This is a genomic window from Anabaena sp. WA102, from assembly GCF_001277295.1.
Lineage (GTDB): Bacteria > Cyanobacteriota > Cyanobacteriia > Cyanobacteriales > Nostocaceae > Dolichospermum > Dolichospermum heterosporum.
This window is the reverse complement of sequence record NZ_CP011456.1, coordinates 1,860,264-1,885,893: the sequence shown is the minus strand read 5'-3', so window position 1 is coordinate 1,885,893 and position 25,630 is coordinate 1,860,264. Positions and strand designations below refer to the sequence as shown.

Here is a 25,630-nt window from a genome sequence, read left to right as displayed (position 1 = left end):
GTTTCAATGTTTCCAGCCTCTAATTCATCCCGCATTTATGCAACGCCCACAATTATCTATCTTACGCGATCCTGCGGACTTCTTCAATGATCTGATGATTGCAATTTAATCCCCAAAACCTGAGTATAAGCACCTCTAGCTTGAGTTACACCAATTGTGCGCTGTGCTGATTCTATCATCGGACGGCGCAAGCTCACTACAATAAACTGTGCCTGTTCTGCCTGTTGTTTAATCATTCTCGCTAATCGTTCCACATTTGACCCATCTAAAAACATATCAACTTCATCAAAGGCGTAAAATGGAGATGGACGATAACGTTGCAGGGAAAAGATAAAACTTAATGCAGTTAAGGATTTCTCTCCCCCAGACATGGAAGCAAGACGTTGGACAGGTTTACCTTTGGGGTGTGCGACTAGGTTTAAACCACTGTTAAAAGGATCTTCGGGATTATCTAGTTGTAAATAACCGTCACCATCGGAAAGGATAGCAAAAATAGATTGGAAATTCTCATTTACTGCGTCGAAAGCTTCTTTAAATGCTTTTTGACGGAGGGTGGTAAAGTTTTCAATTCTTAATAATAATTCTGTCCGTTCACCTTCCAAAGTCTCTAATTTTTCGGTAAGTTCTTGGAGACGACTTTGGACTTTATCGAATTCTTCCAAAGCTAACATATTTACAGGTTCCATTGCCTGTAAACGTTTACCTAAACTCCGCAATTCTTTTTGTAAGTCTTCTAAATCAACTTTATTGGGAACTTCTGGTAAAGGACTTGGTAATTCTGCACCTAAATCTCGCAATTGGTTTTGCAGTGCTGTTAAATCTTCCCGGCGTTTTTGTTGAGTTTCTTGGAGTTTCTCAATTTCCCATTGTAATTGTTGTTGACGCAATAAGAGCGATCGCAATTCTATTTCTACTGTATCTCGATTCTTTTTCTCTTCCCCTAAATTTTCCTCTAATTTCCGCAAATTAGTCTGAATTTCGGTAATTAAACCATTTAATTCTTCAAGTTGACCATTAACTGTTGTTTGTTGCTGTTTTCCTGTCGTCTCTTCTTGCTGATATTGAATAACTCTGATTTGGGATTCTTCTATTTTTTCTTGTAACCGCTGTTGTTGATTTTCAAGATTTTGTAATTGTTGTTTAACATCTGTTAACGCAGTTTCCCGTTGTTGTAATTCCTGTTCCTGGTTTTTAATAATAGCTTGGATTTGTTGCCATTCGCTGGGGGTTTGAGAAGATTCTAACTCAGCTAAAGTATGTCTCAATTGTTGTAATTGAGTTTCCTGTTCTGGCAATTCCCGATTTAAAATTTCTAAACGGGATTGTGCCGATGTAAATTTTGCCGTATTTTGCGAAAGTTGAGTGCGATTATGTTCCAACTGCGTTGTTAAACTCTTAATCTCTTTTTGTAACTGTTCTAAATATAATTGTTGTTCCCTGCGTCCTTGACGTGCTTCCGTTAACTCCAGGGAGAGGGTTTTAGTACGAATTGCTAAAGTAGAAATTGCTTCTCCACAACGCTCTAAAATACGATCAATATCTATTAAGCGAGATTTCAAATTAGCGACCTCTTGAGATTCCCCCGTTTCTCCTTTATCAAAACGTAAAGATGAGCGTTGACTACCACTACCTCCAGTCATTGCTCCGCTAGTTTCCAATAATTCCCCTTGTAAAGTGACTATACGATATAGTCCCATATTTTTTCGTGCTTGAGCAAGAGTAGCAAAGACCACCGTTGCGCCGAAAACATAGGCAAAAACATCACGATAACGGCGATCGCACTCTACCAAATTTACCGCATAATTAACAAAACCATCAGCTAAACGCAGAGTTGCATCTTGGGTAAATCTAGGGACTTTAACCTTATTTAAAGGTAAAAAAGTTGCCCTTCCTGCCCGTTTTTGTTTCAACAGTTCAATGCCCGCAGATGCCACACTATCATCTTCAACCACAATATGCCCTAAACGTCCACCCGCAGCCATTTCCAACGCTGTTTGATATTTGGGATCTACCTTACCCAACTGCACCACCAAACCACATAAACCGGGCATTTCTGACTGTAAAATTACTTTACTAGCTTGTGTTCCTTGTATTTCCTGTTGTGCCTGGGTTTGTGCCTCTAATTTATCTAATTGACGTTGTTTGTCCCGTTGTTCTTGTAAAAGTCGCTTTTGGGTATCTTGTTGAATTTGTAACTCTTGTTCAGTAGCGGCGAGGTTTTCGGCTAAATTTTGAATAGGTTGAGTAGAAGCATTAAATTCTGTTTCCAAACGCCCATATTCAACTTGTTTTGCGGTTAATTCCGGTTCTAAAGTCGCAATTAATTGAGACTGTTCAGAAATGAGTTGTTGTAATTGAGTATTCCGTTCTTGTAATTGTGCTTGTTCTGTGCGTTGTGGTTCAAGGGTATGCAATAAAGATTCAATTTGCCGATTTAAAGCCGTTTGTTGTTGTACCCAGGCTTCCGAAGCTGAAGCAATTTCCGCAGCAGCTTGACGAGAAGATTCTAAATTTTGTTTAGCGGTGTCACGTTCTGATTGTAGAGATGTGACATTCAACATTTCTACATTATGACTTTTTTTAGCTTCCTCTAAAGCAAGTTGATATTGTTGAATTTCTTGATAAGTTTGATTTAACCGCTTTGTAGATTCTTGAATAGATGTCTCTAACTCCCGTTGTTGTCGCTGGAGTTGTTTCCGTTCCGCTTCTTGGGTAGCGAGATTAGACTGAACAGAGAGAAGTTCCTCCTCACCCAAAGCCTTCACACGCAGATTTAGCTGCTCTAATTCAGTAGTTTTCTGATCAATTTGGGAATTAGTTGTTAATAGTTCATTAGTAAAATTACCAAAATTGCGATCGCCCTCTTGAACTTGTGCAACCAGTTTTTCCTGCTGTGCTTGGAGAGAACGCCAAGATAACACCGCTTCCCAGGATTGTTTTTGGATAAATTCAATTCGCAATAATTGATACTTTTCCGCCTTAGCCTTATCTTGAGATAGGCGATCGCATTGTACACTTAACTCAGTTTGAATAATCCGACAACTATCCTCCTTATCCTTCACCTCATCTAAAGTAGACTTAGCTTGGACAATTTTCCGATCATAAGTCGCCACCCCAGCCAACTCATCAATAATTTCCCGACGTTCCCGCGCATTCATCGAGATAATACTCGTCACATCCCCCTGCAATACTACATTATACCCTTCAGGATAAATCCGCAGTTCCTCCAAATCCTCATGTAACTCAGACAGAGTACAAGCCACACCATTAATATAATAATTCGACGTATACCCCCCTGCTGAGACACCCGCAACCGCCGAGTCACACTCCACTCAGAGGATTTTGGATTTTGGATTTTAGACTTTGGATTTTCCCCCACTTCCCCCACTTCCCCCACTTCCCCAACCTCCCCCACTTCCCCCACTTCCCCCACTTCCCCCACCTCCTCCCTCTGCGCCTCTGCGCCTCTGCGTAAGATATCTGAAATATCAAAAGTCACAGTTACACTAGCTTCCAGCGCCGAACGCCCCTTATGTTTTTGAGCATTATTGACCAAATCTGGTAAACGTTCCGCCCGCATACCCTTAGAACTAGCTAAACCCAAACAAAACAACAAAGCATCCAGAATATTTGACTTCCCAGAACCATTAGGACCAGATATGACAGTACACCCCGGTAGCAAAGGGACAGCAGTAGTCCCACCGAAGGATTTAAAATTGGTAAGTTCAACGCGCTTGACATATACCATGAGGCACTAATTAACTGTAAACTGGGTCAAGTAAATAAGTGTACCAATTATTTATCATTTCGTGGTTATAAAAAAGGGTAATAAATAAATTTATGCAGATTAACACGCCAGATTGGGTGAAACACGCAGTTTTCTATCAAATATTCCCCGACAGATTTGCTAGAAGTCAGCGTTCCCGTCAAAGCTTCTTAAATAATACCAATTTAGAAGCCTAGGATGCACCACCCACATATCAAGGCTATAAAGGTGGTGATTTGTGGGGTGTGATAGAAGAATTAGATTATATCGAAAGTTTAGGAATTACAGCGATTTACTTTACACCCATTTTTCAATCTGCTAGTAATCATCGTTATCATACCCATGATTATTACCAAGTTGATCCGATGTTGGGGGGAAATCAAGCTTTACGAGAATTAATAGATGCAGCCCACTCCCGCAATATAAAAATAGTTCTTGACGGCGTATTTAATCATTCTAGTCGCGGCTTTTTCTTTTTCCATGATGTCTTAGAAAATGGTTCTAATTCTCCTTGGATAGATTGGTTTAAAATTCAAGGCTGGCCGCTTGCACCTTATGATGGTAATTTACCTGCTAATTATGATGCTTGGGCAGGAATTCGCTCTTTACCAACTTTTAATCATGATCATCCTGATGTTAAAGAGTATATCATGAAAATTGCCGAATATTGGCTGGAATTTGGCATTGATGGTTGGCGGTTAGATGTACCTTATGAAATTAAAACTTCGGGTTTTTGGCAGGAATTTCGCCAACGAGTCAAAGGTATTAATCCTCATGCTTATATTGTCGGTGAGGTCTGGTCAGATGCCCGTGAATGGCTTGATGGGACGCAATTTGATGGGGTATTGAATTATTTATTTAATGAGGCAGTGCTGGCGTTTGCAGTAGGCGATCGCATTGTATTAGAATTAGTAGAATCTCAGAGTTATTATCCCTATCCTGCCCTAGATGCGGCTGGTTATGCAGCCAAAATTCACAGCCTTTTAGAATTATATCCTTGGGAAATTCAACTAACTCAATTAAACGTCCTCAGTAGCCATGATACAGCCAGGTTAATTAGTATTGCTGATGGTGATCAAGCAAGTGTAGAATTATGTAATCTGTTGTTATTTACCTTTCCCGGTGCGCCTAGTATTTATTATGGTGATGAAGTTGGTTTACCTGGAGGCATAGATCCAGATTGTCGCCGTGTTTTCCCCCTAGAATCTGATTGGAATCAAGACATTTTAAATACTCACAAACAATTAATTTCTATTCGTCAAAATCACCCGGCTTTGCGAATTGGTAGTTATCAAGTTCTTTATGCAGTAGGAACAGTTTATGTATTTGCCCGAACTCTAGAAAGTGAAGAATTAATTATTGCTGTGAATGTGGGAACTGAATCTATCACAGTGAATATAGATTGTCGTAATTTGCCAAAAAAACCACACCAAGTTTTATTTGGCAATGGGGAAATTACATGGAAGGATAACAATGTTTCTTTAACTATTCCTCCCCGTAGCGGCTTGATTTGCGTTAATCTCAAATCCCCACCACATCTCGTTCCTAGTCTCTGACTAGGAATGCAGTTGATGAGGCTCTGCCTCTAATATCATTGAAGGCAGAGCCTTCTAGAGTTCATTCCCAGTCAGAGACTGGGAACGAGATGATGAGTGATATTTTTTTGCTACTTATGGGTAATCTAATCATAGTAGGGGTAATGCTGCTATTAAGACAACAGCAATTTTTGACACATGACTAACTCTAGTGATGATTACTTGGTTCGGCGCGGTAAGCAGATTGAGCGAAAGAAAAGAATTGTTACATATATCGGACTTATTTCATTTGGCGGTTCAATACTGTTCGGCGGGGTTAATGCCATCAAACAGTCTTGGGAAAAACCTAAGCAAGCAGTAGTTAAAACCGTTGGGAATGATTTACAGACACAGATTAAGGGGTATGAGTTGGTTTTACAACGTGAACCGAATAATCAAATGGCGCTTGAGAGATTGTCCATTATGCGGTTAAGGTCTGGGGATAATCAGGGGGGGATTGCCTTAATTGAGAAGTTAATAAAATTACATCCAGATAGAGAGGATTATCAAACTGTGCTGGCAGATATAAAGAAGAAAATGAGGGAAAAGTAAGAGCGATATCAGAATTGTTTAAGTAGGTTGGCGTTGAAAATTGTCGTTATGGCAAGGCAAAAGGCAAGATTTATTAGTCCGTTTTAACGGACTTGAGCTATGAGACAGGGAATTTATTCCCTGGCAGGTGTGGAAAGCAACTTTACCCAGAGGGAAAATTATGTCTTTTAATAAATACAAAAGCATTGCTGATGTTTTACAGGAATTTCCACTCACTTACAAAGAAAAAAATTTCATTGAACAAGTACCTATGGAAACTGATCCGTATTTTAAGAGTAGATTAGATTTTATCCTAGAAGAAGGAGTTGTTTTTAATTCAGAATATGCTATTTGTGAAAGCATTATTTACCCAGTTCTTGTAGAAGTATGGCGACAATATGCTAGTAAATTATTACTTTGGAGTCATCAACCTTTAAATTATGATGAGAATTTATCAGGGATTCCTGACTATATGGTTGCTCAACGTTCTTCTAGGGGTAAAATTATTTTAGAGAAGCCCTATCTAATTATAGTGGAAGCTAAAAAAGATAACTTTGAGGAAGGTTGGGGACAATGTTTAGCGGAACTGATTGCTGCACAAAAAATGAATGGTAATCAAAATAGTCGGTTATTTGGTATAGTTTCTAATGGTAAGTTATGGGAATTTGCAGTTTTGCAAGAAATGGAGTTTGTTAAGAATGTTAAATATTATGTATTAGAGGATTTACAAGCACTGATGGAGGCGTTAAACTTTATATTTAGTAATAGTTTTGAACAGGTTATTTATTGAGTTTTTAAGTAGTTAATAAATTCTGTGACTCCATCATATTGATCATGGTAATCAACATACTGATTTAACACTTGTATATCTAAATCTGGTAATAATTGACTTTGATTAACCTGATTATATTCACCATTTTCTAAAGCATAGATTTTTAATAATCCATCTTCCCAAATCCAAACTTCAGGAATACCAATTCGTTTATATATTTCTAATATTTTTATATTTCCACTGGTAAAAATTACCTCAATAATTAAATCGGGAATGTCTTTTTTACTATGAAAAATATAGGATTCATCAGGTTCTTTACGTCCAGTTATATTTTTATTTCCTAACGTGGCACTACCTCCAGCATAAAATCTAACCCTTTTTTCTCTACAGTATGCTTCTAACAATAAACTAATTGTTCTTTTGTAATATTCATGTTCTTGTCCTAAATTCATAATAATTTCTAATTCTCCATCTAAATAAATAAATCTTATCCCCTCAATATCTTGAAAGGTGGTTTCTATTTGCTCAAATTTTTCCCAAGTAATTCCTGTAAGAACTAGATGATTATTTGGTACAATAGCTTTTTGTAATGTAGTTGTCATAGTTTTTATTCCTCAAATACAAGGTATGGAAGCGGTTACAGTTAAATTGTACTAAATAAGTGATATCTACCAAGATAAAGCAGCAGAAGCAGAAATTGATTTATAATCCTATTTCAAAAGTCGGTAAGGTGTCTGCTTGGAATTTAGCGATCGCCTCTTGGTTTTCTAATTCTAATACAACTCTACTCTGTAAATGTGGTAGTAGTGTTTGCCACTGTTTTTCACTGATTTCTTCTATCAAAGAAATTTGTATGCTTTCGGTAATATCTATCTCATCTTCCATTATTAAGTTCATAGCGATACTAGATAATATTCCGTCCGCAGTTTCAGGATCACTGTTACTAACATAGATGAGTAATGTCGTTTCATCAGCATGAGAATCAGTAGCTAGTGCTTTAATTACCTCTCCTAATTGCACATATAAATCATCTTCTGACTGATTCCAATCAGGAAACATGATTAGATTAATTTCTCCAAGGTTGAAAGGTAAAGATTCAAGAGTTTGATTAACTAAAACATTGCTGACAATATCAGCCATTTTGTCCCAAGAAAACTTCTGAGATTGTTGTAATCCTGCCTGAATTAAATTACGTCTTAAGCTGGGTTTTTGAACATCACATAAAGCATTAGTCATACCCTCAATATCATCATCTTTAACATAGATGACTGCTTCTCCTCCAACTTCGGGTAAAGAGGCATTAGGAGTAGTAATTACAGGGCATCCACAAGCCATTGCTTCCGCTACTGGCATTCCAAAACCTTCATATTGAGAGGGATAAACTAGTGCCACTGCTCCAGCATAAGCTAATCTTAATTCTGCATCACTTAATTGTAATCCGTGAAAGGTACATCCAGCAGTATATTGTCGCCATTCAGGAGGTAATTGACTACCTGCACCAGTCGCTACTATATCAAAACTGTGTTTATTAATCAGTTGGGAAAATGCCTGCAAGAAGAGAATTGAGTTTTTATATCCGCCTAGTCCACCTAATAGGAAATAGGGTTTATTGATGCCATATTTATATTTAAAGGCATTAATTTCATTTTCAGAGACAGGGGAGAAAAGAGGATCAACTCCACAATGGGCAACAGTAATTGATTCTAATGATATATCTGGGAAAAATTTACTTAAATCTTTCGCTGTATTTTCTGATATTGAAAGAAAAGCAGATGCGTGTTTGATTGCATTATGCTTTTCTCTCCACATAGGTTCATTTAAGTTGAGTCCTAATACTTCTGCTATCATGTCATAAGCCATAAATACTGAAGGTGTATGAATGGGTGTCGTGTAATAAGTAGAAATAAATAACTCTGCTCCTTCTTCATCACAAATTTGCTGGAGAATTTGGCGATCGCTGTCTGTATTATTGTAATCATAAGGGTGAATGGTACGATACCATACTCCCGCTATATTTGGAGCAGTACCCGCTCTATCTAATAAAACAATATGTTTAGCAAAACCACTGTTAACCCACTCCTGTAATAAAGATTGCCAAACTCTAGCAATTCCTGTTTTATAGAGTTGGAAAAATACAGCATCAACAACAATAATGGGATCAGAATAGGTTTTTGTTTTTGTTAGTAAAGAATAGGAATTTTGCTGATTTAGATTGTCTTGCTGTTGTAGTTCTGGTATGAGTTGATATTCTATTTTTTCACCTGTATTTACAAATTTAATAATTTGATTAATACGAGCCTCTATGGTATGTTTGGCTATAACTTCTTGTCGAGCTTGTTCAGAAATATATTCTAAATCTGGTAAATGTTTTAAATAATATTTAAAATTCTCTAGTAATTCAGGTATATTATCAATTTCATAAGGAATATAATGCTCATATTCTTTAAATAATAAACTATGGTAAGGATCATTTTTTAAACGATATTGAAAAAGAATTGTACCACAAGACATAGCCTCATAAACCCTTTGAGTATAACCACCATGATTTGTGGGTAAATTTATCGTTAAAGTATATTCATTATATAGATTTACTAATTTTTCTGCACTCTCTCCAGTATAAATATATTCACTAATATAATCTATTGCTTGATTAGTTAAGAGTTCGCTCAATAATCTTCTTCTTTCTGAATAAACTTTTTCGATGCCAAAATTATTTATTTTTCCGAAGAAAAAAACCTGATTATTCCTCTCATTTAATGGTTTGCTTTTCTTAAATTCTTGACCATCAACGCAAAGTGGTGAAAAACAATAATTAACTGATTTTCCTTCAAAAAAAACTTTATCTCGCTCATCTCCATAAATAAAATAGTCAAAACAATGTAAAGAATTAGAACTTCTTTTAAAAAATCCTGGAAACAAAGAATTAACAATAGATTCCCAACAAATACAAATTTTGGGTATTTTTACTTGATCCCAAATATCTTTTTTAGCATGATTGTCATACATAAAATAAAGAAAATGATCACCCCCTAAAATTATTATAAGATCGCTATTAGGAGCTTTTAAATATTCCAAAAGAGTATGACAATTTTCCGGATCTAATGCAAAAAAATTATTAAGTAATTTCATCCTTTTTAATGTTTCTACCCAACCTTTTCCAGTATTCCAAGTGTCATGGAATATTTTTCGAGAAGGATAAACTAAATCAATTTTCATGTTATTTAAGCATCTAAAGTATTATATAAGATATCAACAATTTTAACTTGTTCAAAAATTTCTAATTGAACAAATAATGGTATTATTAATCCTTGGTTTTGATTTTTCTCACTCTGTAACAATTTTGGACAAGTATTTAACTGACAAGCACAATCTTTTTTATCAATGCCACAACTCCAGTGTTCCTTTTGATAAGCTTCTTCCCTATGGGCGCACATTATCCCCCTTCGAGTAGCAATTCCTTGATCTAATAATTTTTGCATTACCTCCACTTGATTAATATGGTCAGCTAATTTAATACAATAGCTTTGCCAATTACTTTTTGCCCAGGCTGGTTCTGTTGGAATTTCTATTCCAGAAACATTAGCTAATAATTCCTGATATTTTTCTGCTAATTGTCGTCTTTTCGAGATTATTTGAGGTAATTTCTTCAATTGTTCCCGTCCGACTGCCGCCTGAATATCAGTCATTCTGTAGTTATAGCCTAAAACGGGATAGGTTTCAAAAATGACTTGTTTTGATCCATGACGCACGGTATCTGGTACACTCATGCCATGTTGTCGCCATAGCCTGAATTTTTCATCCCATTCTGGATTAGAAGTGGTTAGCATTCCTCCATCACCAGTGGTAATTACTTTTCTGGGATGAAAGGAAAAACAGGCAATATCTCCATGAGGTTTACCAATTTTTTCCCATTCTTCCTCCCATAATATCTCACTACCGATCGCACAGGCAGCATCTTCAATAACTGGTAAGGAATGTTTTTTTGCAATCTCTAAAATTTTTTTTAAATTGCAAGGCATTCCCATTTGATGCACTACTAAAATTGCCTTAGTGCGATCGCTGATGACAGACTCAATTAAATCAGGATTAATATTATAGGTTTCGGTTTCAATATCTACAAATACCGGAATAGCACTACAGTAGCGAATACTATTAGCTGTTGCAATATAAGAATGGGATACGGTAATTACTTCATCATCAGGTTGAACACCTACGGCTAATAAAGCCAAATGTAAAGCGGTGGTACAACTAGAGACGGCACAAGCATATTTTGCTCCCACATAGTCAGCAAATTCTTCTTCAAAAGCTTTGACTTGGGGACCCTGTGTCACCCAGCCTGATAAAATGGCTTGACTTGCAGCTTGGGCTTCTTCCTCACCCAGAAAAGGTTTAGCAATGGGGATGAAAGATAAGGGTTCATTCATACTCAATTATTGTGTCCATAAGAATAAGGTAAGTTAAATTATCCTTGATTGAAAAAGCTGAGTTTAAACACCAACTACTATTAAGATAGGTTATACAATATTCTTGGTTGTTTTCCACCAATCAACTAAACGGCTTAAACCCTCTTCTAAGGAAACCTCTGCTTTAAACCCTAGTAACTTTTCAGCTTTGCTGGTATCAGCTAATCTTTTTTGTACAGGATTAACTTTTCTCTCGGCTGTATATTCAGGTTTTAGATCAGATTTCATTACTTTTAAAAGGCTAAAAGCTAAATCGTTCAAGCTAGTTTCTACCCCACTAGCAATATTAAAAACTTCATCAGTAACATTACTTTGAGCAGCTAAAATATTGGCTTTGGCAATATCTTCCACAGAAACAAAATCCATAGTTTGTAAACCATCACCAAAAATCAGCGGTGGTTTTCCCTCGATAATACGATCCATCCACCTAACTAAAACTTCCGTATAAACCCCATAAATATCCATTCTCACACCATAAACGTTAAAATAGCGCAACGCGATATAATCTAAGCTATACATTTCATTAAAAGTGCGTAACATTCCCTCATTGAAGGTTTTAGCTGCACCATAAAAGGTACGGTTATTATAGGGGTGATGGGATTCAGTGGTAGGAAATTCTTCGGCCATACCCAAAACAGAAGCGGAAGAAGCCGCTATCACTTTTTTTACTTTTGCTTTTACTGCCGCTTCTAAAACGTTATAAGTACCATCAACTAATACCTCTAATGCTAATCTTGGTTCTTCAGCACATTGGGTAATACGAATCGCTGCTTGGTGAAATAAAACATCTACACCTGACATGATTTCGTTGAGTAGTGTTTGATCTCTAATATCTCCTTTGATGATTTTGACATTCCCATTAGCGAGCGCCCATTGTAAATTAGCTTTAGTACCCCTAACAAAGTTATCGAGAATAACTATTTCCAAAACTCCTTGTTTAACTAATTGATCGGCAATATGAGAACCAACTAATCCTGCACCACCAGTTATTAAAACTTTTTTCATAATTCGTTTCTCCAACGTAAAAATCTAGCAGGTACACCAGCTACAATCGCCATAGCAGGAACATCTTTTGTTACTACTGCTCCTGCACCTACTATACTACCTTGACCAATATTTACTCCTGGAAGAATAACTGCATTCATTCCTATATCAGCACCCATAGCAATTTTTACTGGTTTTATTTCTAAATCTGTTTGAATGATTGGGATATCAGTAGGTATGCCCGTATGGGTTGAACCTAATACTTTTGCTCCCGGTCCCCAACCAACATAGTCTTCTATAATTAAATTGCGAGCATCAAAGTAACTACCTGGACCTATCCAAACGTGATTGCCAATTAAGCATCTACCATCAAATCTACCTTGTATATAGGTTTGAGTGCCAATAAAAACACCATCACCTATTTCAAATGTCTCTGGATGTTTAAAGCGAACTTCACTACTAATAACGACATTATTACCTATCTTTTTTGTTAAAGCTTTCCATAATACTCTTCTCATTAGAGTATCAAATTGACCATCTTGAATAATGAATCGGTCATATAAATTAATTAATTGCTCTTGCTGGAAAGCAGTCAGTAAATGTTGCGCTAATTCTTTTTCAAAATTAGGATCTTCTTGAACTTGCTTCAATCCATGCTGTGCTTTAACAATTTTAGTTTTTAAATTATCACTCATAAAAAAATTAAAATGCTCCTGCAATATATGTAATAGCTGAATCAGTTAATTCTGCATACATAGGTAGAGATAATTCTTCATTGGCCGCTAATTCACTACAAGGAAAATCACCTAGTTTATAACCTAAATCTGCATAACCTTTCTGTAAATGAACAGGAATAGGATAATGAATCCCTGTTTGAATCCCCTTTTCCATTAATTGTTGTTGTAGAATATCCCTATTAGCTGATAGCACCCCATATATATGATAAACATGACGACTATAAGGCATTTCTACAGGAGTTTCTAACCCAGAATTTGCTAATAATTGATTATAAACTTGAGCGTGACTTCTCCTAGCTTCAGTCCAAGTTTCTAGGTGACGTAACTTCACCCGTAACACTGCCCCCTGTATTCCTTCCATACGGTAATTATAACCATTGAAATCATGATGATATTTCTTTTCTTGTCCCCAATCCCTTAACTTTCTAATAGTATGGGCATACTCAGGGTTATTAGTGGTTACAATTCCTGCTTCGCCATAAGCTCCTAAATTTTTGCCGGGATAGAAACTAAAACAACCTAAATCACCAATACTACCAACCCTTTTGCCTTTATATTCAGCACCATGAGCTTGAGCAGCATCTTCAATTACTTTCAGATTATACTTTTTAGCTATAGATAGAATAGAGTCCATATCCGCAGGTTGCCCATATAGATGAACAGGAAGTATGGCTTTAGTATTTTCAGTAATAGCAGATTCAATTTGGTTAACGTCTATAGTGTAGGAAATAGGATCAATATCCACAAAAACTGGTTTAGCTCCTGTATAACAGATAGCTGCCACCGTTGCCACAAAGGTAAAAGGCACAGTTATGACTTCATCACCAGCACCAATGCCTAATGCTAACAAGGCTAAGTGTAAAGCACTTGTCCCAGAATTTACACCAATACCATAATTAGCATCACAGTAAGTTGCAAACTCAGTTTCAAAAGCTTCTACTTCTTCCCCTAATATAAATTGGGTAGTTTCCAGCACTCCAGAAATAGCTTGGTTAATTTCATCTTTGATAGTAGCATACTGAGTTTTTAAATCTATAAATGGAATCATTGTGTTACCTCTGCTTCTGTCCAGTTCAATTCCACTAATTTACCCTGGTGTTTCATAGACTCAGTAGCAGCTTCAAGAATTTTCACCACTCGTAACCCAGCTTTACCATCAGTTAAAGGGCGATCGCCTGTTTTAATACAATTAATAAAGTGTGATACCACTCTATTAAGAGCTTCTGTCAGATCCAATTTTGGACACCACATATCGCCAGTCCGATAACCAATCAGCATTTTATACATATTCTCTTGATTGTTATTGACTGTAATTCCTCTGTCATATAACTTTACCTTTTCGCTAGGTTCTACATCATCATAGACGATCATTTTTTGACTACCACCAATGAGTGTACGCCGCACTTTGACTGGAGCAAGCCAGTTAACTTGTAAGTGGGCAATTAATTGCTCATTAAAAAATAATGTCATATAGGCTATATTTTCAGGTTCTCCACTGACATGACTTATACCTGTAGCAGATACAGCACAAGGTTTGGAAGGCAAGACATAATCCATAATGGATAAGTCATGTACTGCTAAATCCCAGATTACATTTACATCATGTTGAAATAATCCCAAGTTTACACGCGCCGCGTCATAATAATAAATATTACCTAATGTATTATTCTCTATGATCTCGTGTATTTTGCGAATTGCTCCCGTATAAACAAAAGTATGATCCACCATCAGAACTAGATTACGTTTATCAGCTTCAGCAATTAATCGTAATGCCTGTTCGGAGTTTGCGGTTATGGGTTTTTCTATTAAAACGTGCTTTCCAGCCTGTAAAGCCTGAATAGCTATATCAAAATGGGCTGAAACTGGAGTAGCAATAGCGATCGCCTCTATACGATCATCATTGATTAAGTCTTGATAGTTTAACGTCACATCAATAGTGGGGTAACGAGATTGGACTTTTACCAATCTATCTGAACTGAAATCACTAACAGCAATTACTTGGGATTCTGGTATTTCATAAAAGTTACGTACCAGATTCGGACCCCAATAGCCATAACCAACTACACCAATTCCTATCATGACTCACGCTTCCGCACATCACCTGTTACTTTAGCGGGTACACCTAGAGCAATTGCGTATTCAGGGATATTATTAGTAACTACTGCTCCAGCAGCAATCATTGCCCCTTCACCTATTGTTACTCCGCACATAATCACTGCTCCACTACCTATAGATGCTCCCCGTTTAATTTTCACTGGAGTTACATTCCAATCAGCTTCCGTCTTCAAATTACCGTTGCTGGTGGCTCTAGGATAACGATCATTAATGAACATAACACCATGACCAATCAGAACCTCATCCTCAATTTCCACTCCTTCACAAATAAAACTGTGGGAAGAAATTTTACAGCGATTACCCACAATCACACCTTTTTGTATTTCTACGAAAGCACCTATTTTAGTATCATCGCCAATCTTACATCCATACAGATTAACCAATTCAGGATGATGAATCACGACATTATTACCTAACTTTACATCTTGTGAAATTGCCATAAAATTTATATTGATCAGGACGCGGTTCAATTGCTAATTCTTGAATTCTTAAACCAATTCTTTCTCTAATATCAGTTGGTAATTTTTTGAGTTGTTTTACAGCACCCTTGGTAAATTCAATTTGATACTTCACGATTTTAATTCCTGTTGGTACTGTTCCCAAGATATTGTACCGTTCACTTCTGCATCTTTTAATTCAGCAATCGCATCCGCAATATCCTCTGTATCTTCACCTTCACAAATATCTAACAGTTCTAATATTTCCTCTAAAGTGCCTTCATAAACTTGTTCTAGCCGTTCATAGATTGCTTTTAATAATGCTTGTTTTTTAGTTGTAGTTTCCATTTTTACACCTCCTGCAAAATTATCTAAAAAATATTTGTCAACTTCAGTTACTTTTGAGGATACCAATTATCATCAAATAATTGTTCCAAAGAATAGGGACAATTATCAGGGAATAGATTTGATGCTAATCCTGTTTTTTGAACAACAACTTTCACAGCAACATTGTAAATATGAGCTAATTCTTGAACTAACTTATTTTTTAATGTATTAGTTAAGCTATTGTTTAAATCATCTCTAAAAGCGATTAGTTCTCCCTGCCAATGCCGATAATTTCGATCATGTTCTTCCTGCCAATATTCTAACAGTAAAATATGAATTATAATTTGTCTTAATAAACTTCTAACTTTGTTTAAATCATTTCTTCCCAAACTTTCTAACTCCTCAATTAAATTATCTAAATCTAAATTATCTAAATCTTTTGTTTTTAGAAGCTTAATAGTTTCTTCCAACCACAGATAATCATCAATTTCATACAGTTTTTTTAGTTGATTTTGTGTTACAGTTATCATAATCACAGTCCTTTTTTGTTAGAGGGTGTTTGAAAAGTTATGGTTGATGTATCAAATATTTTTTACCCCTCCCTAACCCTCCCCTTGTAAAGGGGAGGGAACTGGATTTTTATTTTTTCCCCCCTTTACAAGGGGAAAGGGGGGTAGCAATGTGACAAAAATTACGGAATACCACTTTTAAAACATCCTCTTAGTAGTAATCATTTCTCATGGTACATATAGAGTTCTCCTACAGTGGTAAACTACGCCCTTTATTTAAAGATTAACATAATCTAAGTCTGTTGAACTAAATATTGATTAGTAAAATTTAACATTTCTTCTGCTTGGACAATCAGTTTATCAGCATCTTCCCTGGTTAAATCTGGATTAACATCATAATCACCTCTATTTCTTTGATCCTGAGCATCAATGAGATAACGATGATATTTAATCGGAATTTTATTAGTTTTTACCAAATATTTACCTAAAGCAGAAATAACCGCAGCATGACTAGAATAAGATAAATTTTCATTTAATAACAAAGCTTCTGCTACATAAAACATACTATAGTAGCATCGAGAAGTCGCAAACTCAGGATAATTTTTATTATTTAATTCTTTAGCTGCATTTAAGCTCCTTTCTGCCTTAATTAATAAATATTTTTGTTCATTATTCATAAAGTAATCCCCTCTTTTCTAACATTCATAAAAAAAGGAGTATTTTTAGAGTTAAAATCTTTAGTTTCAGCAAAAACACGAGAAATAACTAAGTCAAATTCTAAAGATAATTCTGAAAGAAAAATGCTAGTTTTTTCGATTTCTTGAGAATAGTTAAAGGGTTCTTTTAACACAATTAAAATATCTACATCAGAATCAGAATGATGATCACCTCTAGCACGAGAACCAAACAAGATAACTTTATCCAAATTCTCCTGATAGGTTTTTTGTAGAAAACCTTTAACTCTTTCTAAAATTTTATTTATTATTAGCGATTCCATAGATGATGACCTCTTTTGATGAACATTATTTGGTGATCGTAGCACATTTTTTTATAGCTGAAGTCCTGACTATATACTTATTTGCTATCAAGATACTTCTGCCACATTTGCTCATAAGCCGTTTCCATATCACGGGTAAACTGCTTTGCATTCCATAGCGGTGCTGTGTGTCTTGACTGACGCAATTTCCAAGAAATCTGCTGTCGGAGTTTTTCATCCTTACCCAAACGCACACCCCACTCTACATACTCCTCCTCAGTCCAAGCAATACCTTCTGTAATACCAGCATTAACCATCATGCCGTAACTATTGCGGGCAGAGAATTGTTCACCCACTCTAGTAACTAAAGGAATACCCATCCATAGAGTCTCTAAAGTTGTGGTTGCACCATTATAAGGATAGGTATCTAAAACCACATCAGCAACTTGTAAATTAGCCCGATGGACGGCTTCACTACGGGCATAGGGTAAAAATTTGATGCGAGAAAAATCTACACCTGCTTCCGCTGCAATCTCTTCAAAAAATACCCTAGTTGTTTCTGGATCTGCATCCCCTTTAACCAAAAGATAGCTATTAGGTACTTCTTTGATAATTTTCATCTGTAGATATAAATGGGGTTGATGCCGTTTATATCCTTTTTGAGTCATGAAATAAACTATAGCATCACTAGGAATATCTAAATCTTCCCTTTGTAAATCAGGTACATCTACTTCAAAACCATCCACAGCAATATAAGTTTGAGGTAATCGCCAAATTGTCTCGCTATAATAATCCTGTGCTGCTTCTGGTAACACATAGGGATCAGCAATAAAATAGTCAATTGATGGTAATCCTGAGCTATCCCACCCTAACCATGTTACCTGTATCGGGGCAGATTTGACAGATAATAAATCACAAGCTTGATCTAAAGTTAAACTATCTAAATCTACCAAAATATCAATTTCATCAGATCGAATTTGATTCCATACTTGATGATGTTGAGAAGTACCAAATTGGTAAAAATTAGCAGACTTACTAACAAAGTGATTTTTGGTAAAATTTTCTATCTGCTCAGAGTCATTGAAAAAATAACAATGTATTTTAAATTTTTCTGGATCATGATAGTTGAAAATCCAGCGACATAACCAAGAAACAGAATGTTTCTTAAAACAATGGGAGATATAACCAATATTCAGTATCTTCTTATTTTTGCTTAGATTATGTTTACGTGAATCTAAATATTGTTGTTGTTGTTCTGCAATTTCTCCATGAAATTTGATTATCTGTGATTGGCAAAAACTAGAAATTTGGTGTTGAAGTTTGTGATTTCTATCAGGTTTATCTTCAAAATATGGTAAAAAGAATAGAGAAATAAACAGTCTAGAAATATTGACTATATTAATATCTTCAGGCTTAGTTTCTACCAAATTTTGAGCTAACAGAATGTGATTTTGTAAACGATCATGAGCTTCTTGCCAATAACTACCGGAAGTCATTAATCCCCTAATTACCACGTAATTAGCGCAAATTTTTTCAGCTAAAGTCTTACTCAATTCATAAGCAAGTTTAGCAGTTTCTATACCTTGCTCAAATTGATGATTATTTTGATAAAAATGTGATAGTAAGGTGAGAATTTCCCGGTATTCTATCTGGTGAATATCAGTAACCAATTCTAAACAAAGTTCTGAAAATTTTGATGCTAAACCAGGTCTTTTATAAAAAGCAGAAAATCTGACACATTGGATCATTATAGCTTCAATAATAACGATCCTGTCACTATCAGAATAATTCTGTAAACAGATTTTCACAAAGTTAAATACTGAATCAAATGCTTCTGCTTCCCTAGTTATATAAACTAAAAGTTTTTTAATGCTATCTATTAGTAGATTGATATCACAATTATCTGTTTTGGGAGATAAATAATTAATAGCTGACTCTAATAGATAAGCATAATCATCTTTAAATGTTTCTAGTTGGATGACAAGCTGAATAAGATGTAATAAATTATTGATATCTTCAGGAAAAATTTCTTTTATATGTTGACGAATTGCCCAAGCAACATGATAGTCTTCAATCGTCACCCGACGTTTAGCTTCTATTTCTAAAACTTCTAATAAATCTTTAGTGTCAATATCTACTTCTTCTGATAAAGCTGAAAACCAAGTAAATTGAGCTTCTGTTTCTTGACCTTGTAATAATAAGAGTAACCCTAAATGCCAATAATAACTTTTAATATCTTCTTCTTGTTCAATTGCTTCTTCATAAAGTTTAGCAGCAGCACTATAGTTCTCTTCAATTAGATATTGTTCTGCCCGTTTCTCCCAATCACTTATTTTACTAATAGTGTTTAATTCATTCATAACTTTTTTCAGTATGTTTATCGTTATGTAATATAAAGTATTCACCTCCCAAGTTCAATATGGAAGGTGAATGATTATTTCTTACCATTGATTAGCAAGAACAATAACTTAATTATTACTTAATTACGATACCATTGGTACTATCACAAATAGATGTAGATACGGATACTGAGGCACTACCATTAGTGTTTACATTCTTAGTTTCACAAAGGAAAGCTACACTTGTAAGTTCACTGTTAGCATTAATGGCTTTCAAATAAACCATACCACCGTAGTTTTTCAAACCAGAGGTAGTTACAATTTGAGCAGAAGTATTTAGAGCATAAGCACCAGCACCAGCACCAGAAGATGAAGTTCCGTATGTGTAATTTGCGGTAGTGGTATTAATACCAACACCTAATAAGTTAATATCTGTTCCAAATACATCATTCTCTGTCATAAATGCTTGTTGACCTCTGTTCAAAGAACCAACATAAGTCTTAGCTTCAGACTGTTTAGCTTTCTTAGCTTGGTTCAAGAAGGAGGGAAGCGCAATAGCGGACAGAATACCGATGATGATGATAACAACTAACAATTCAATCAGGGTGAAACCTTGATTATCTTTCTTTTTACCAAGAAGGTGTTGCAAGAATTTGGCTTTCAGTTCAGTTTTCATAGTAGTTTTCCCTGGTCGGAGTGTTGTTTGTTTCTTTATGCAAATAACTTACCCAGTTCTGATCAATTTCATATCACCCCACCAAAAAATATTTTTTCCTAGATATAAAAATGGATTAGAAAGCTTACATACAGATGATTTCATCTGATTATGTTTATTCAATCAATCCAACCGTTGGCATTTATAAAGGTATCCAACCAGTGGGACAAGAAGCTAAATTCATTGTTTGCTCAGTCCCTTCACCAGCAGCAGGACTTTCACATAAAATAGTGATGGTAACTGATCCAATAGTACCATCTGTGCTTAGAATCGTATTTAAATAGGGGACTCCTGCATAGGATTTCAACGCTGGTTTCCTGGATATACCGTTATTTGTCACCACTGTATTACTAGGAGCAATATTGATTTTATATAAATAGTTCTCTGTTTGCTGTCGAATACCAACGCCTAATTCATCAACAGATTCAGTAAAGACTGTATTTTCTAGATAATAAGCTTGTTGACCGCGGTTCATTGCACCAACATATAGTTTAGATTCTACCTGTTTAGCTTTATTAGCCCGACTCAGTAAAGTGGGTAGGGCGATCGCAGACAAAATACCAATCATGAGTATAACTACAAGTAGTTCAATTAGGGTAAATCCCGTATTGCCTAGCTTTGGTGATAAAAAATAGCCTAATATTAAGCCACACCAACTTAAAAACAGGATCTTATGCCAGCATTTTTATTAGAGGTCGGTACAGAAGAATTACCCGCAGGTTTTTTGAGTGATGCTATTGGGCAATGGCGATCGCGCATTCCCGAAAGTCTCAAAACCCACAGTCTCCCCGAATCGGTTGTCGAAGTCTATGGAACACCCCGCCGGTTAGCAGTTCTCATTACAGGTTTACCTTCCCAGCAAGCAGACAGAGAAGAAGAAATCAAAGGACCACCCGCACAAGCAGCTTTTAAAGATGGACAACCCACTAAAGCCGCCATTGGTTTTGCGAGTAAGCAAGGTGTAGATATTTCTGCTTTAGAAATTCGTCCCACGGAAAAAGGCGATTTCGTCTTTGTCAACAAACAAATTCCCGGTCGTCCCATCGCCGATATTCTAACCGAACTTGTCCCCCAATGGGTCTGGAACTTAGAAGGCAAGCGGTTAATGCGGTGGGGACATGGTGACGGACGATTTTCGCGCCCAATTCGCACTTTAGTCACATTGTTAGATGGGGAAATTTTACCATTACAATTAGAAAATGGGGCAAAAGTTGTTAAAAGCGATAGCCTTTCTCGCACCCATAGAGTCTTACACCCCCAACCCGTCAGCATTGACCATGCTACAGAATATGTTAAAACCTTGGCTTCTGGCTATGTAAATGTACTCCCAGAAGACCGAGCCGAAATCATCACAAATCAAGTGAAAGCAGCAGCCGAAAAATTAGGCGGATATACCCCAATTTACCCCGACTTACTAGCAGAAGTTGTCAATTTAGTTGAATATCCCACAGCAGTTATCGGCCAATTTGAAGAGGAATTTCTCAATTTACCAAAAGAAGTAATTACCGAAGTCATGGTAAGTCATCAGCGTTATTTTCCCGTCTTCAAAAATGCTGATTGCCAGGAATTATTACCCAACTTTATCACCATTAGTAACGGAGATCCTGCCAAATCTGATATTATTGCTGTCGGTAATGCCAGAGTAATTCGAGCGCGGTTAGCAGACGGCAGATTTTTCTATGAAGCTGATTTAGCCAAACCCTTAGAAAGCTACTTACCCCAATTAGAAAAAGTCACCTTTCAAGAAGATTTAGGTTCAGTTCGTGCCAAAATCGCCAGAATAGTTAAAAATGCCGAAAGAATTACCACTCAATTACAATTAAATCCAGACCAAACCCAGAATATACAAAGAGCCGCGTTACTTTGTAAAGCCGATTTAGTCACACAAATGGTCTATGAATTTCCAGAATTACAGGGAATTATGGGCGAAAAATACGCCTTAGCTAATGGCGAAAATCCAGAAGTTGCAAAAGCCATCTTTGAGCATTATTTACCCAGAAATGCTGATGATATTTTTCCCCAAACTCTCACAGGGCAAATAGTTGGTTTAGGAGATAGATTAGATACCTTAGTTAGTATCTTTGGTTTAGGTTTAATTCCCACAGGTTCATCAGATCCTTTCGCCTTACGTCGCGCGGCAAATGCGATTGTTAATATTACCTGGTTGGCGAATTTACAAATTAATTTATCAACCCTTTTAGAAGAAATCGCCACAGATTTCGCTACAACTTTTAACAAAGATGCCAAATCCTTAATTAAAACCTTGCAAGAATTTTTCCTGCAACGGATTCGCACCTTATTACAAGATGAAAAACAGATAGATTACGATTTGGTAAATGCAGTTTTGGGAGAAAATGATCCTGAATACACAGAACGAGCATTAACGGATTTATTAGATGTCCGCGATCGCGCTCTCTATTTACAACAAATCCGCAAAGATGGTACATTAGATAAAATCTACGAAACCGTCAACCGTTCCACCCGGTTAGCAGCCCAGGGAAATCTAGACTTTCAAACCCTAGAACCACAGTCTTTAATTAATCCCCAACTGTTCCAGAAAAAATCCGAATCTGCATTTTATAACGCCTTACTTGAATTAGTTCCTCAAACCCAAGCAGCACAACAAAACCGGGATTACCAACTATTAGTAACCGCACTAGCAAAAATTGCCCCCACCGTCAGTACATTTTTTGATGGTGAAGACAGCGTTTTAGTTATGGACGCAAATCCCGATATTAAGCAAAATCGCTTAAATTTACTGGGATTACTGCGAAATCACGCCCGTGTATTGGCGGACTTTGGCGCGATAGTCAAAAATTTGTAGCATAACGCAACAAAAATTGGTGTAATTTTTGCCAATTAACGCTACTATAGTGAAGCTTAACCAGGGATGCTACATAGTCTATGCCAGAAGCGTTAATTATTGGATTCGGAAAATCCGGTGTTGCTGCGGCAAGATTGTTGAAACAGGAAGGCTGGGAGGTTGAACTTTGCGATAGTAGCACCTCCCCAACCCTCCTCGAACAACAACAACAACTCGCCAGCGAACACATCACCGTCAAATTAGGACACAAACCAGAATTCACCAACTCTGATATATCCAAATTAATAGTTTTCAGTCCCGGAGTTCCTTGGGATATTCCTATTTTAGCCAAAGCGCGAGAATTAGGCATAGAAACTATTGGCGAAATGGAACTAGCTTGGCGATATTTGCAAGATATTCCTTGGGTAGCAATCACCGGGACAAATGGTAAAACTACCACCACCGCTTTAACTGCTGCCATTTTCCAAACAGCGGGATTGAACGCCCCCGCCTGTGGTAACATTGGTCATGCTGCTTGTGAGGTAGCAATACAGGCAAGAGGCAAGGGGCAAGAGGCAAGAGGGAATACAGACAAAAGTTCCGTTAATTGGATAATTGCTGAACTTAGTAGTTATCAAATCGAATCTTCCGTAACTTTAGCGCCCCGCATTGGGATTTGGACAACCTTCACCCCAGATCATTTAGCCCGACACAAAACATTAGAAAATTACTATAATATCAAAGCCAAATTATTACATAATTCCCAAATTCAAATATTTAATGGTGATGATACTTATTTGAGCAAATTAGGATTAACTCATTGGCCAAATGCCTATTGGACAACCGTTAAAGGTGAAAAATTCTTAATCGGCGAAAAAGGCTTTTATATAGAAAATGGCTGGGTAATGGAAAAAATTACCCCCACACCACAACCCATTGTAGAGGTATCTGCATTGCGAATGGTAGGGGAACATAACCAGCAAAATCTGCTCATGTCCGTCGCCGCTGCTAGATTAGCAGGTATAGATATTACCGCTATTTCTCAAGCTGTGCGTGAATTCTCTGGCGTTCCCCACCGTTTAGAACATATTTGCAATTGGCAAGGAATTGATTTTATTAACGATAGCAAAGCCACCAACTACGACGCAGCCGAAGTAGGATTAGCATCTGTCCATAGTCCCGCCATTTTAATTGCTGGTGGCGAAGCCAAAGCCGGGGATGATACCACTTGGTTAGCCCAAATTCAAGCCAAAGCCGCCGCCGTTTTACTCATAGGTAACGCAGCACCAGCATTTTCTAAACGGCTGCAAGAGATGGGATATAGCAATTATCACATAGTTGAAACAATGGCAAACGCCGTATCCTTATCTGCGGAATTAGCCAAAAAATATCAAGCCTCTGTAGTATTATTATCTCCAGCTTGCGCTAGTTTTGACCAATATCCCAACTTTGAAATGCGGGGTGAAGACTTTCGGCAATTGTGCCAAAAATATCTAGTACCGTAGGTTGGGTTAAGCAAAGCGCAACCCAACATCAATCAAATTGATGTATACTAAACACGGGTGAGATTTAAACTTTTGCCAAATGACAAAAAGCCCAGATGTGTAGGGGTAAAGCAAGAGCTTCATTGGTGTCAACTTAAGGTAAAACCTGTAGCCCGCCTGGGAATGAATTCCCAGTCTAATAGCAGAAGTCATCTGAAGATGACTAAATAACCCGGAAATTTTTGAGTAAACTTTAAGTAGGTTGGCGTTGAAAATTGTCGTTATGGCAAGGCAAAAGGCAAGAGGCAAGAGGCAAGAGTGAAGAGGGTTTGGGCGATTTTACATTTCTTTACACAGTTTGGTTTTATTGTGTTCACCTACTTAATTCATGTTGATTTAATATCAGGACTTACGCAAAATATTCCTCAAACCCTCATTTCTCTGTGTTCTCTGTGTTCTCTGTGGTTCATTATTCCGTAACTCGTGCGTAAGTCCTAAATATCACTAAAATTAATAACATTGACAGGTTACATATCACTTTTTTGTCAATTTGTCAATAGGAAATTTTTGCGATCGCTCAAATTAGATCATTTCTGAGCAAATTCATGGCTAAAATTGTTGAGGGAATAGCTATTAATTTTGTAAAGTTTTGTATTAGCCTGGGAAATTAATTTCTGAAACTACTGTCAATCAAGGGTTTGAGACTAACCTCTTCTGAAAGATCTAAAATTGATAATAGTAACCCAATTATGAAATTCTCTGAAATTATAGCAGATCGCTGAAAGTATAGCAACCTCGTTGATAAATAGAAAAGATTCTCAATTAATTATTAAGAAAATATAAAGGGAATTGCTAAAAGTTATAAATATCAAAAGTATTATTGATTTTCTATAATTTAAACTTATCATACAGCCATTATGAATAATATATCTGATAAACAGCATCTAGGATAAAACTAAGAGCATATTATAATTGTGCGATAGCGAAGCGCTGCTGCAAGCAGTTCGCTTTTTCGACTTAAGCTCAAATCCCTACCACATCTCGTTCCTAGTCTCTGACTAGGAATGCAGTTGATGAGGCTCTGCCTCTCATATCATT

At 36.6% G+C, this 25,630-nt stretch carries 20 protein-coding genes and 2 pseudogenes; 5 read left to right on the top strand and 17 right to left on the bottom strand.

The annotated features are described in order from the left end of the window. Positions 1–83 precede the first annotated feature (83 nt). Positions 84–3,748 (bottom strand): annotated as a pseudogene (smc, locus tag AA650_RS08255) (chromosome segregation protein SMC). Positions 3,749–3,840: 92 nt separating this feature from the next. On the opposite strand from smc, the pseudogene AA650_RS08250 reads away from it, so the two are divergent. The 3 genes and pseudogenes from AA650_RS08250 to AA650_RS08240 all read left to right on the top strand — a co-directional run bounded on the left by AA650_RS08250 (position 3,841) and on the right by AA650_RS08240 (position 6,661). Continuing rightward, positions 3,841–5,322: pseudogene (locus AA650_RS08250) on the top strand (glycoside hydrolase family 13 protein). Positions 5,323–5,499: 177 nt separating this feature from the next. Beyond that, complete coding sequence (locus AA650_RS08245) at positions 5,500–5,892, top strand: tetratricopeptide repeat protein (RefSeq protein ID WP_053538650.1); 393 nt, start codon at positions 5,500–5,502, stop codon at positions 5,890–5,892. A gap of 160 nt (positions 5,893–6,052) precedes the next feature. Beyond that, the gene (locus tag AA650_RS08240; RefSeq protein ID WP_053538649.1) at positions 6,053–6,661 is read left to right on the top strand and encodes a hypothetical protein; all 609 of its coding nucleotides are present in this window, start codon (positions 6,053–6,055) and stop codon (positions 6,659–6,661) included. Here AA650_RS08240 and AA650_RS08235 read toward each other — a convergent pair. The 16 genes from AA650_RS08235 to AA650_RS08165 form a co-directional block, all read right to left on the bottom strand. Further along, the gene (locus AA650_RS08235) at positions 6,655–7,245 is read right to left on the bottom strand and encodes a Uma2 family endonuclease (protein ID WP_053538648.1); all 591 of its coding nucleotides are present in this window, start codon (positions 7,243–7,245) and stop codon (positions 6,655–6,657) included. The two genes, AA650_RS08240 and AA650_RS08235, sit on opposite strands and share 7 nt — an antisense overlap. Before the next feature lie 100 nt (positions 7,246–7,345). Next, on the bottom strand, positions 7,346–9,859 hold the full coding sequence (locus AA650_RS08230) for a glycosyltransferase family protein (protein ID WP_053538647.1): 2,514 nt from the start codon (positions 9,857–9,859) through the stop codon (positions 7,346–7,348). 5 nt (positions 9,860–9,864) lie between these two features. Continuing rightward, complete coding sequence (locus AA650_RS08225) at positions 9,865–11,067, bottom strand: DegT/DnrJ/EryC1/StrS family aminotransferase (protein ID WP_053538646.1); 1,203 nt, start codon at positions 11,065–11,067, stop codon at positions 9,865–9,867. A gap of 90 nt (positions 11,068–11,157) precedes the next feature. Then, the gene (locus AA650_RS08220; RefSeq protein ID WP_053538645.1) at positions 11,158–12,111 is read right to left on the bottom strand and encodes an SDR family NAD(P)-dependent oxidoreductase; all 954 of its coding nucleotides are present in this window, start codon (positions 12,109–12,111) and stop codon (positions 11,158–11,160) included. Continuing rightward, positions 12,108–12,785 (bottom strand): acyltransferase, encoded by a 678-nt coding sequence (locus AA650_RS08215; RefSeq protein ID WP_053538644.1) that lies wholly within the window; start codon positions 12,783–12,785, stop codon positions 12,108–12,110. The genes AA650_RS08220 and AA650_RS08215 overlap by 4 nt, the downstream gene beginning before the upstream one ends. A 7-nt stretch (positions 12,786–12,792) precedes the next feature. Continuing rightward, positions 12,793–13,875 carry a DegT/DnrJ/EryC1/StrS family aminotransferase gene (locus AA650_RS08210; RefSeq protein ID WP_053538643.1) on the bottom strand — a complete coding sequence of 361 codons (1,083 nt, stop codon included), beginning with the start codon at positions 13,873–13,875 and terminating at the stop codon, positions 12,793–12,795. Beyond that, positions 13,872–14,906, bottom strand: a complete 1,035-nt coding sequence (locus tag AA650_RS08205) for a Gfo/Idh/MocA family protein (protein ID WP_053538642.1) — start codon at positions 14,904–14,906, stop codon at positions 13,872–13,874. The genes AA650_RS08210 and AA650_RS08205 overlap by 4 nt, the downstream gene beginning before the upstream one ends. Continuing rightward, positions 14,903–15,382 (bottom strand): acyltransferase, encoded by a 480-nt coding sequence (locus AA650_RS08200; RefSeq protein ID WP_053538641.1) that lies wholly within the window; start codon positions 15,380–15,382, stop codon positions 14,903–14,905. The genes AA650_RS08205 and AA650_RS08200 overlap by 4 nt, the downstream gene beginning before the upstream one ends. Beyond that, positions 15,351–15,515 (bottom strand): type II toxin-antitoxin system RelE family toxin, encoded by a 165-nt coding sequence (locus AA650_RS27725; protein WP_199924404.1) that lies wholly within the window; start codon positions 15,513–15,515, stop codon positions 15,351–15,353. The genes AA650_RS08200 and AA650_RS27725 overlap by 32 nt, the downstream gene beginning before the upstream one ends. After that, the gene (locus AA650_RS08195; RefSeq protein ID WP_053541225.1) at positions 15,512–15,727 is read right to left on the bottom strand and encodes a hypothetical protein; all 216 of its coding nucleotides are present in this window, start codon (positions 15,725–15,727) and stop codon (positions 15,512–15,514) included. Before AA650_RS08195 ends, AA650_RS27725 begins: the two co-directional genes overlap by 4 nt. Positions 15,728–15,774: 47 nt before the next feature. Further along, positions 15,775–16,236 (bottom strand): DUF29 domain-containing protein, encoded by a 462-nt coding sequence (locus AA650_RS08190; protein WP_053538640.1) that lies wholly within the window; start codon positions 16,234–16,236, stop codon positions 15,775–15,777. 272 nt (positions 16,237–16,508) lie between these two features. Next, complete coding sequence (locus AA650_RS08185; protein WP_053538639.1) at positions 16,509–16,892, bottom strand: HEPN domain-containing protein; 384 nt, start codon at positions 16,890–16,892, stop codon at positions 16,509–16,511. Next, positions 16,889–17,212, bottom strand: coding sequence for a nucleotidyltransferase domain-containing protein (locus AA650_RS08180; RefSeq protein WP_053538638.1), 324 nt, complete (start codon positions 17,210–17,212; stop codon positions 16,889–16,891). The genes AA650_RS08185 and AA650_RS08180 overlap by 4 nt, the downstream gene beginning before the upstream one ends. Positions 17,213–17,289: 77 nt before the next feature. Continuing rightward, entirely contained in the window at positions 17,290–19,551 is a 2,262-nt protein-coding gene (locus AA650_RS08175) for an O-linked N-acetylglucosamine transferase, SPINDLY family protein (protein ID WP_053538637.1), read from the bottom strand. Between the two features lie 115 nt (positions 19,552–19,666). Continuing rightward, positions 19,667–20,206 carry a type IV pilin-like G/H family protein gene (locus AA650_RS08170; protein WP_053538636.1) on the bottom strand — a complete coding sequence of 180 codons (540 nt, stop codon included), beginning with the start codon at positions 20,204–20,206 and terminating at the stop codon, positions 19,667–19,669. A gap of 181 nt (positions 20,207–20,387) precedes the next feature. Further along, positions 20,388–20,888, bottom strand: coding sequence for a type IV pilin-like G/H family protein (locus AA650_RS08165; protein WP_257720908.1), 501 nt, complete (start codon positions 20,886–20,888; stop codon positions 20,388–20,390). A gap of 30 nt (positions 20,889–20,918) precedes the next feature. Between AA650_RS08165 and glyS the strand changes: the two genes are divergently transcribed. Both glyS and murD read left to right on the top strand, forming a co-directional pair. Then, entirely contained in the window at positions 20,919–23,069 is a 2,151-nt protein-coding gene (gene glyS / locus AA650_RS08160; RefSeq protein ID WP_053538634.1) for a glycine--tRNA ligase subunit beta, read from the top strand. An 80-nt stretch (positions 23,070–23,149) separates the two neighbouring features. After that, positions 23,150–24,553 carry a UDP-N-acetylmuramoyl-L-alanine--D-glutamate ligase gene (gene murD, locus AA650_RS08155; RefSeq protein ID WP_053538633.1) on the top strand — a complete coding sequence of 468 codons (1,404 nt, stop codon included), beginning with the start codon at positions 23,150–23,152 and terminating at the stop codon, positions 24,551–24,553. The last annotated feature ends 1,077 nt before the right edge of the window (positions 24,554–25,630 follow it).

Coding starts and splice junctions, on each gene's coding strand:
- AA650_RS08245 (WP_053538650.1), top strand. CDS start 5,500: ATGACTAACTCTAGTGATGATTACTTGGTTCGGCGCGGTAAGCAGATT.
- AA650_RS08240 (WP_053538649.1), top strand. CDS start 6,053: ATGTCTTTTAATAAATACAAAAGCATTGCTGATGTTTTACAGGAATTT.
- AA650_RS08235 (WP_053538648.1), bottom strand. CDS start 7,245: ATGACAACTACATTACAAAAAGCTATTGTACCAAATAATCATCTAGTT.
- AA650_RS08230 (WP_053538647.1), bottom strand. CDS start 9,859: ATGAAAATTGATTTAGTTTATCCTTCTCGAAAAATATTCCATGACACT.
- AA650_RS08225 (WP_053538646.1), bottom strand. CDS start 11,067: ATGAATGAACCCTTATCTTTCATCCCCATTGCTAAACCTTTTCTGGGT.
- AA650_RS08220 (WP_053538645.1), bottom strand. CDS start 12,111: ATGAAAAAAGTTTTAATAACTGGTGGTGCAGGATTAGTTGGTTCTCAT.
- AA650_RS08215 (WP_053538644.1), bottom strand. CDS start 12,785: ATGAGTGATAATTTAAAAACTAAAATTGTTAAAGCACAGCATGGATTG.
- AA650_RS08210 (WP_053538643.1), bottom strand. CDS start 13,875: ATGATTCCATTTATAGATTTAAAAACTCAGTATGCTACTATCAAAGAT.
- AA650_RS08205 (WP_053538642.1), bottom strand. CDS start 14,906: ATGATAGGAATTGGTGTAGTTGGTTATGGCTATTGGGGTCCGAATCTG.
- AA650_RS08200 (WP_053538641.1), bottom strand. CDS start 15,382: ATGGCAATTTCACAAGATGTAAAGTTAGGTAATAATGTCGTGATTCAT.
- AA650_RS08195 (WP_053541225.1), bottom strand. CDS start 15,727: ATGGAAACTACAACTAAAAAACAAGCATTATTAAAAGCAATCTATGAA.
- AA650_RS08190 (WP_053538640.1), bottom strand. CDS start 16,236: ATGATAACTGTAACACAAAATCAACTAAAAAAACTGTATGAAATTGAT.
- AA650_RS08185 (WP_053538639.1), bottom strand. CDS start 16,892: ATGAATAATGAACAAAAATATTTATTAATTAAGGCAGAAAGGAGCTTA.
- AA650_RS08180 (WP_053538638.1), bottom strand. CDS start 17,212: ATGGAATCGCTAATAATAAATAAAATTTTAGAAAGAGTTAAAGGTTTT.
- AA650_RS08175 (WP_053538637.1), bottom strand. CDS start 19,551: ATGAATGAATTAAACACTATTAGTAAAATAAGTGATTGGGAGAAACGG.
- AA650_RS08170 (WP_053538636.1), bottom strand. CDS start 20,206: ATGAAAACTGAACTGAAAGCCAAATTCTTGCAACACCTTCTTGGTAAA.
- glyS (WP_053538634.1), top strand. CDS start 20,919: ATGCCAGCATTTTTATTAGAGGTCGGTACAGAAGAATTACCCGCAGGT.
- murD (WP_053538633.1), top strand. CDS start 23,150: ATGCCAGAAGCGTTAATTATTGGATTCGGAAAATCCGGTGTTGCTGCG.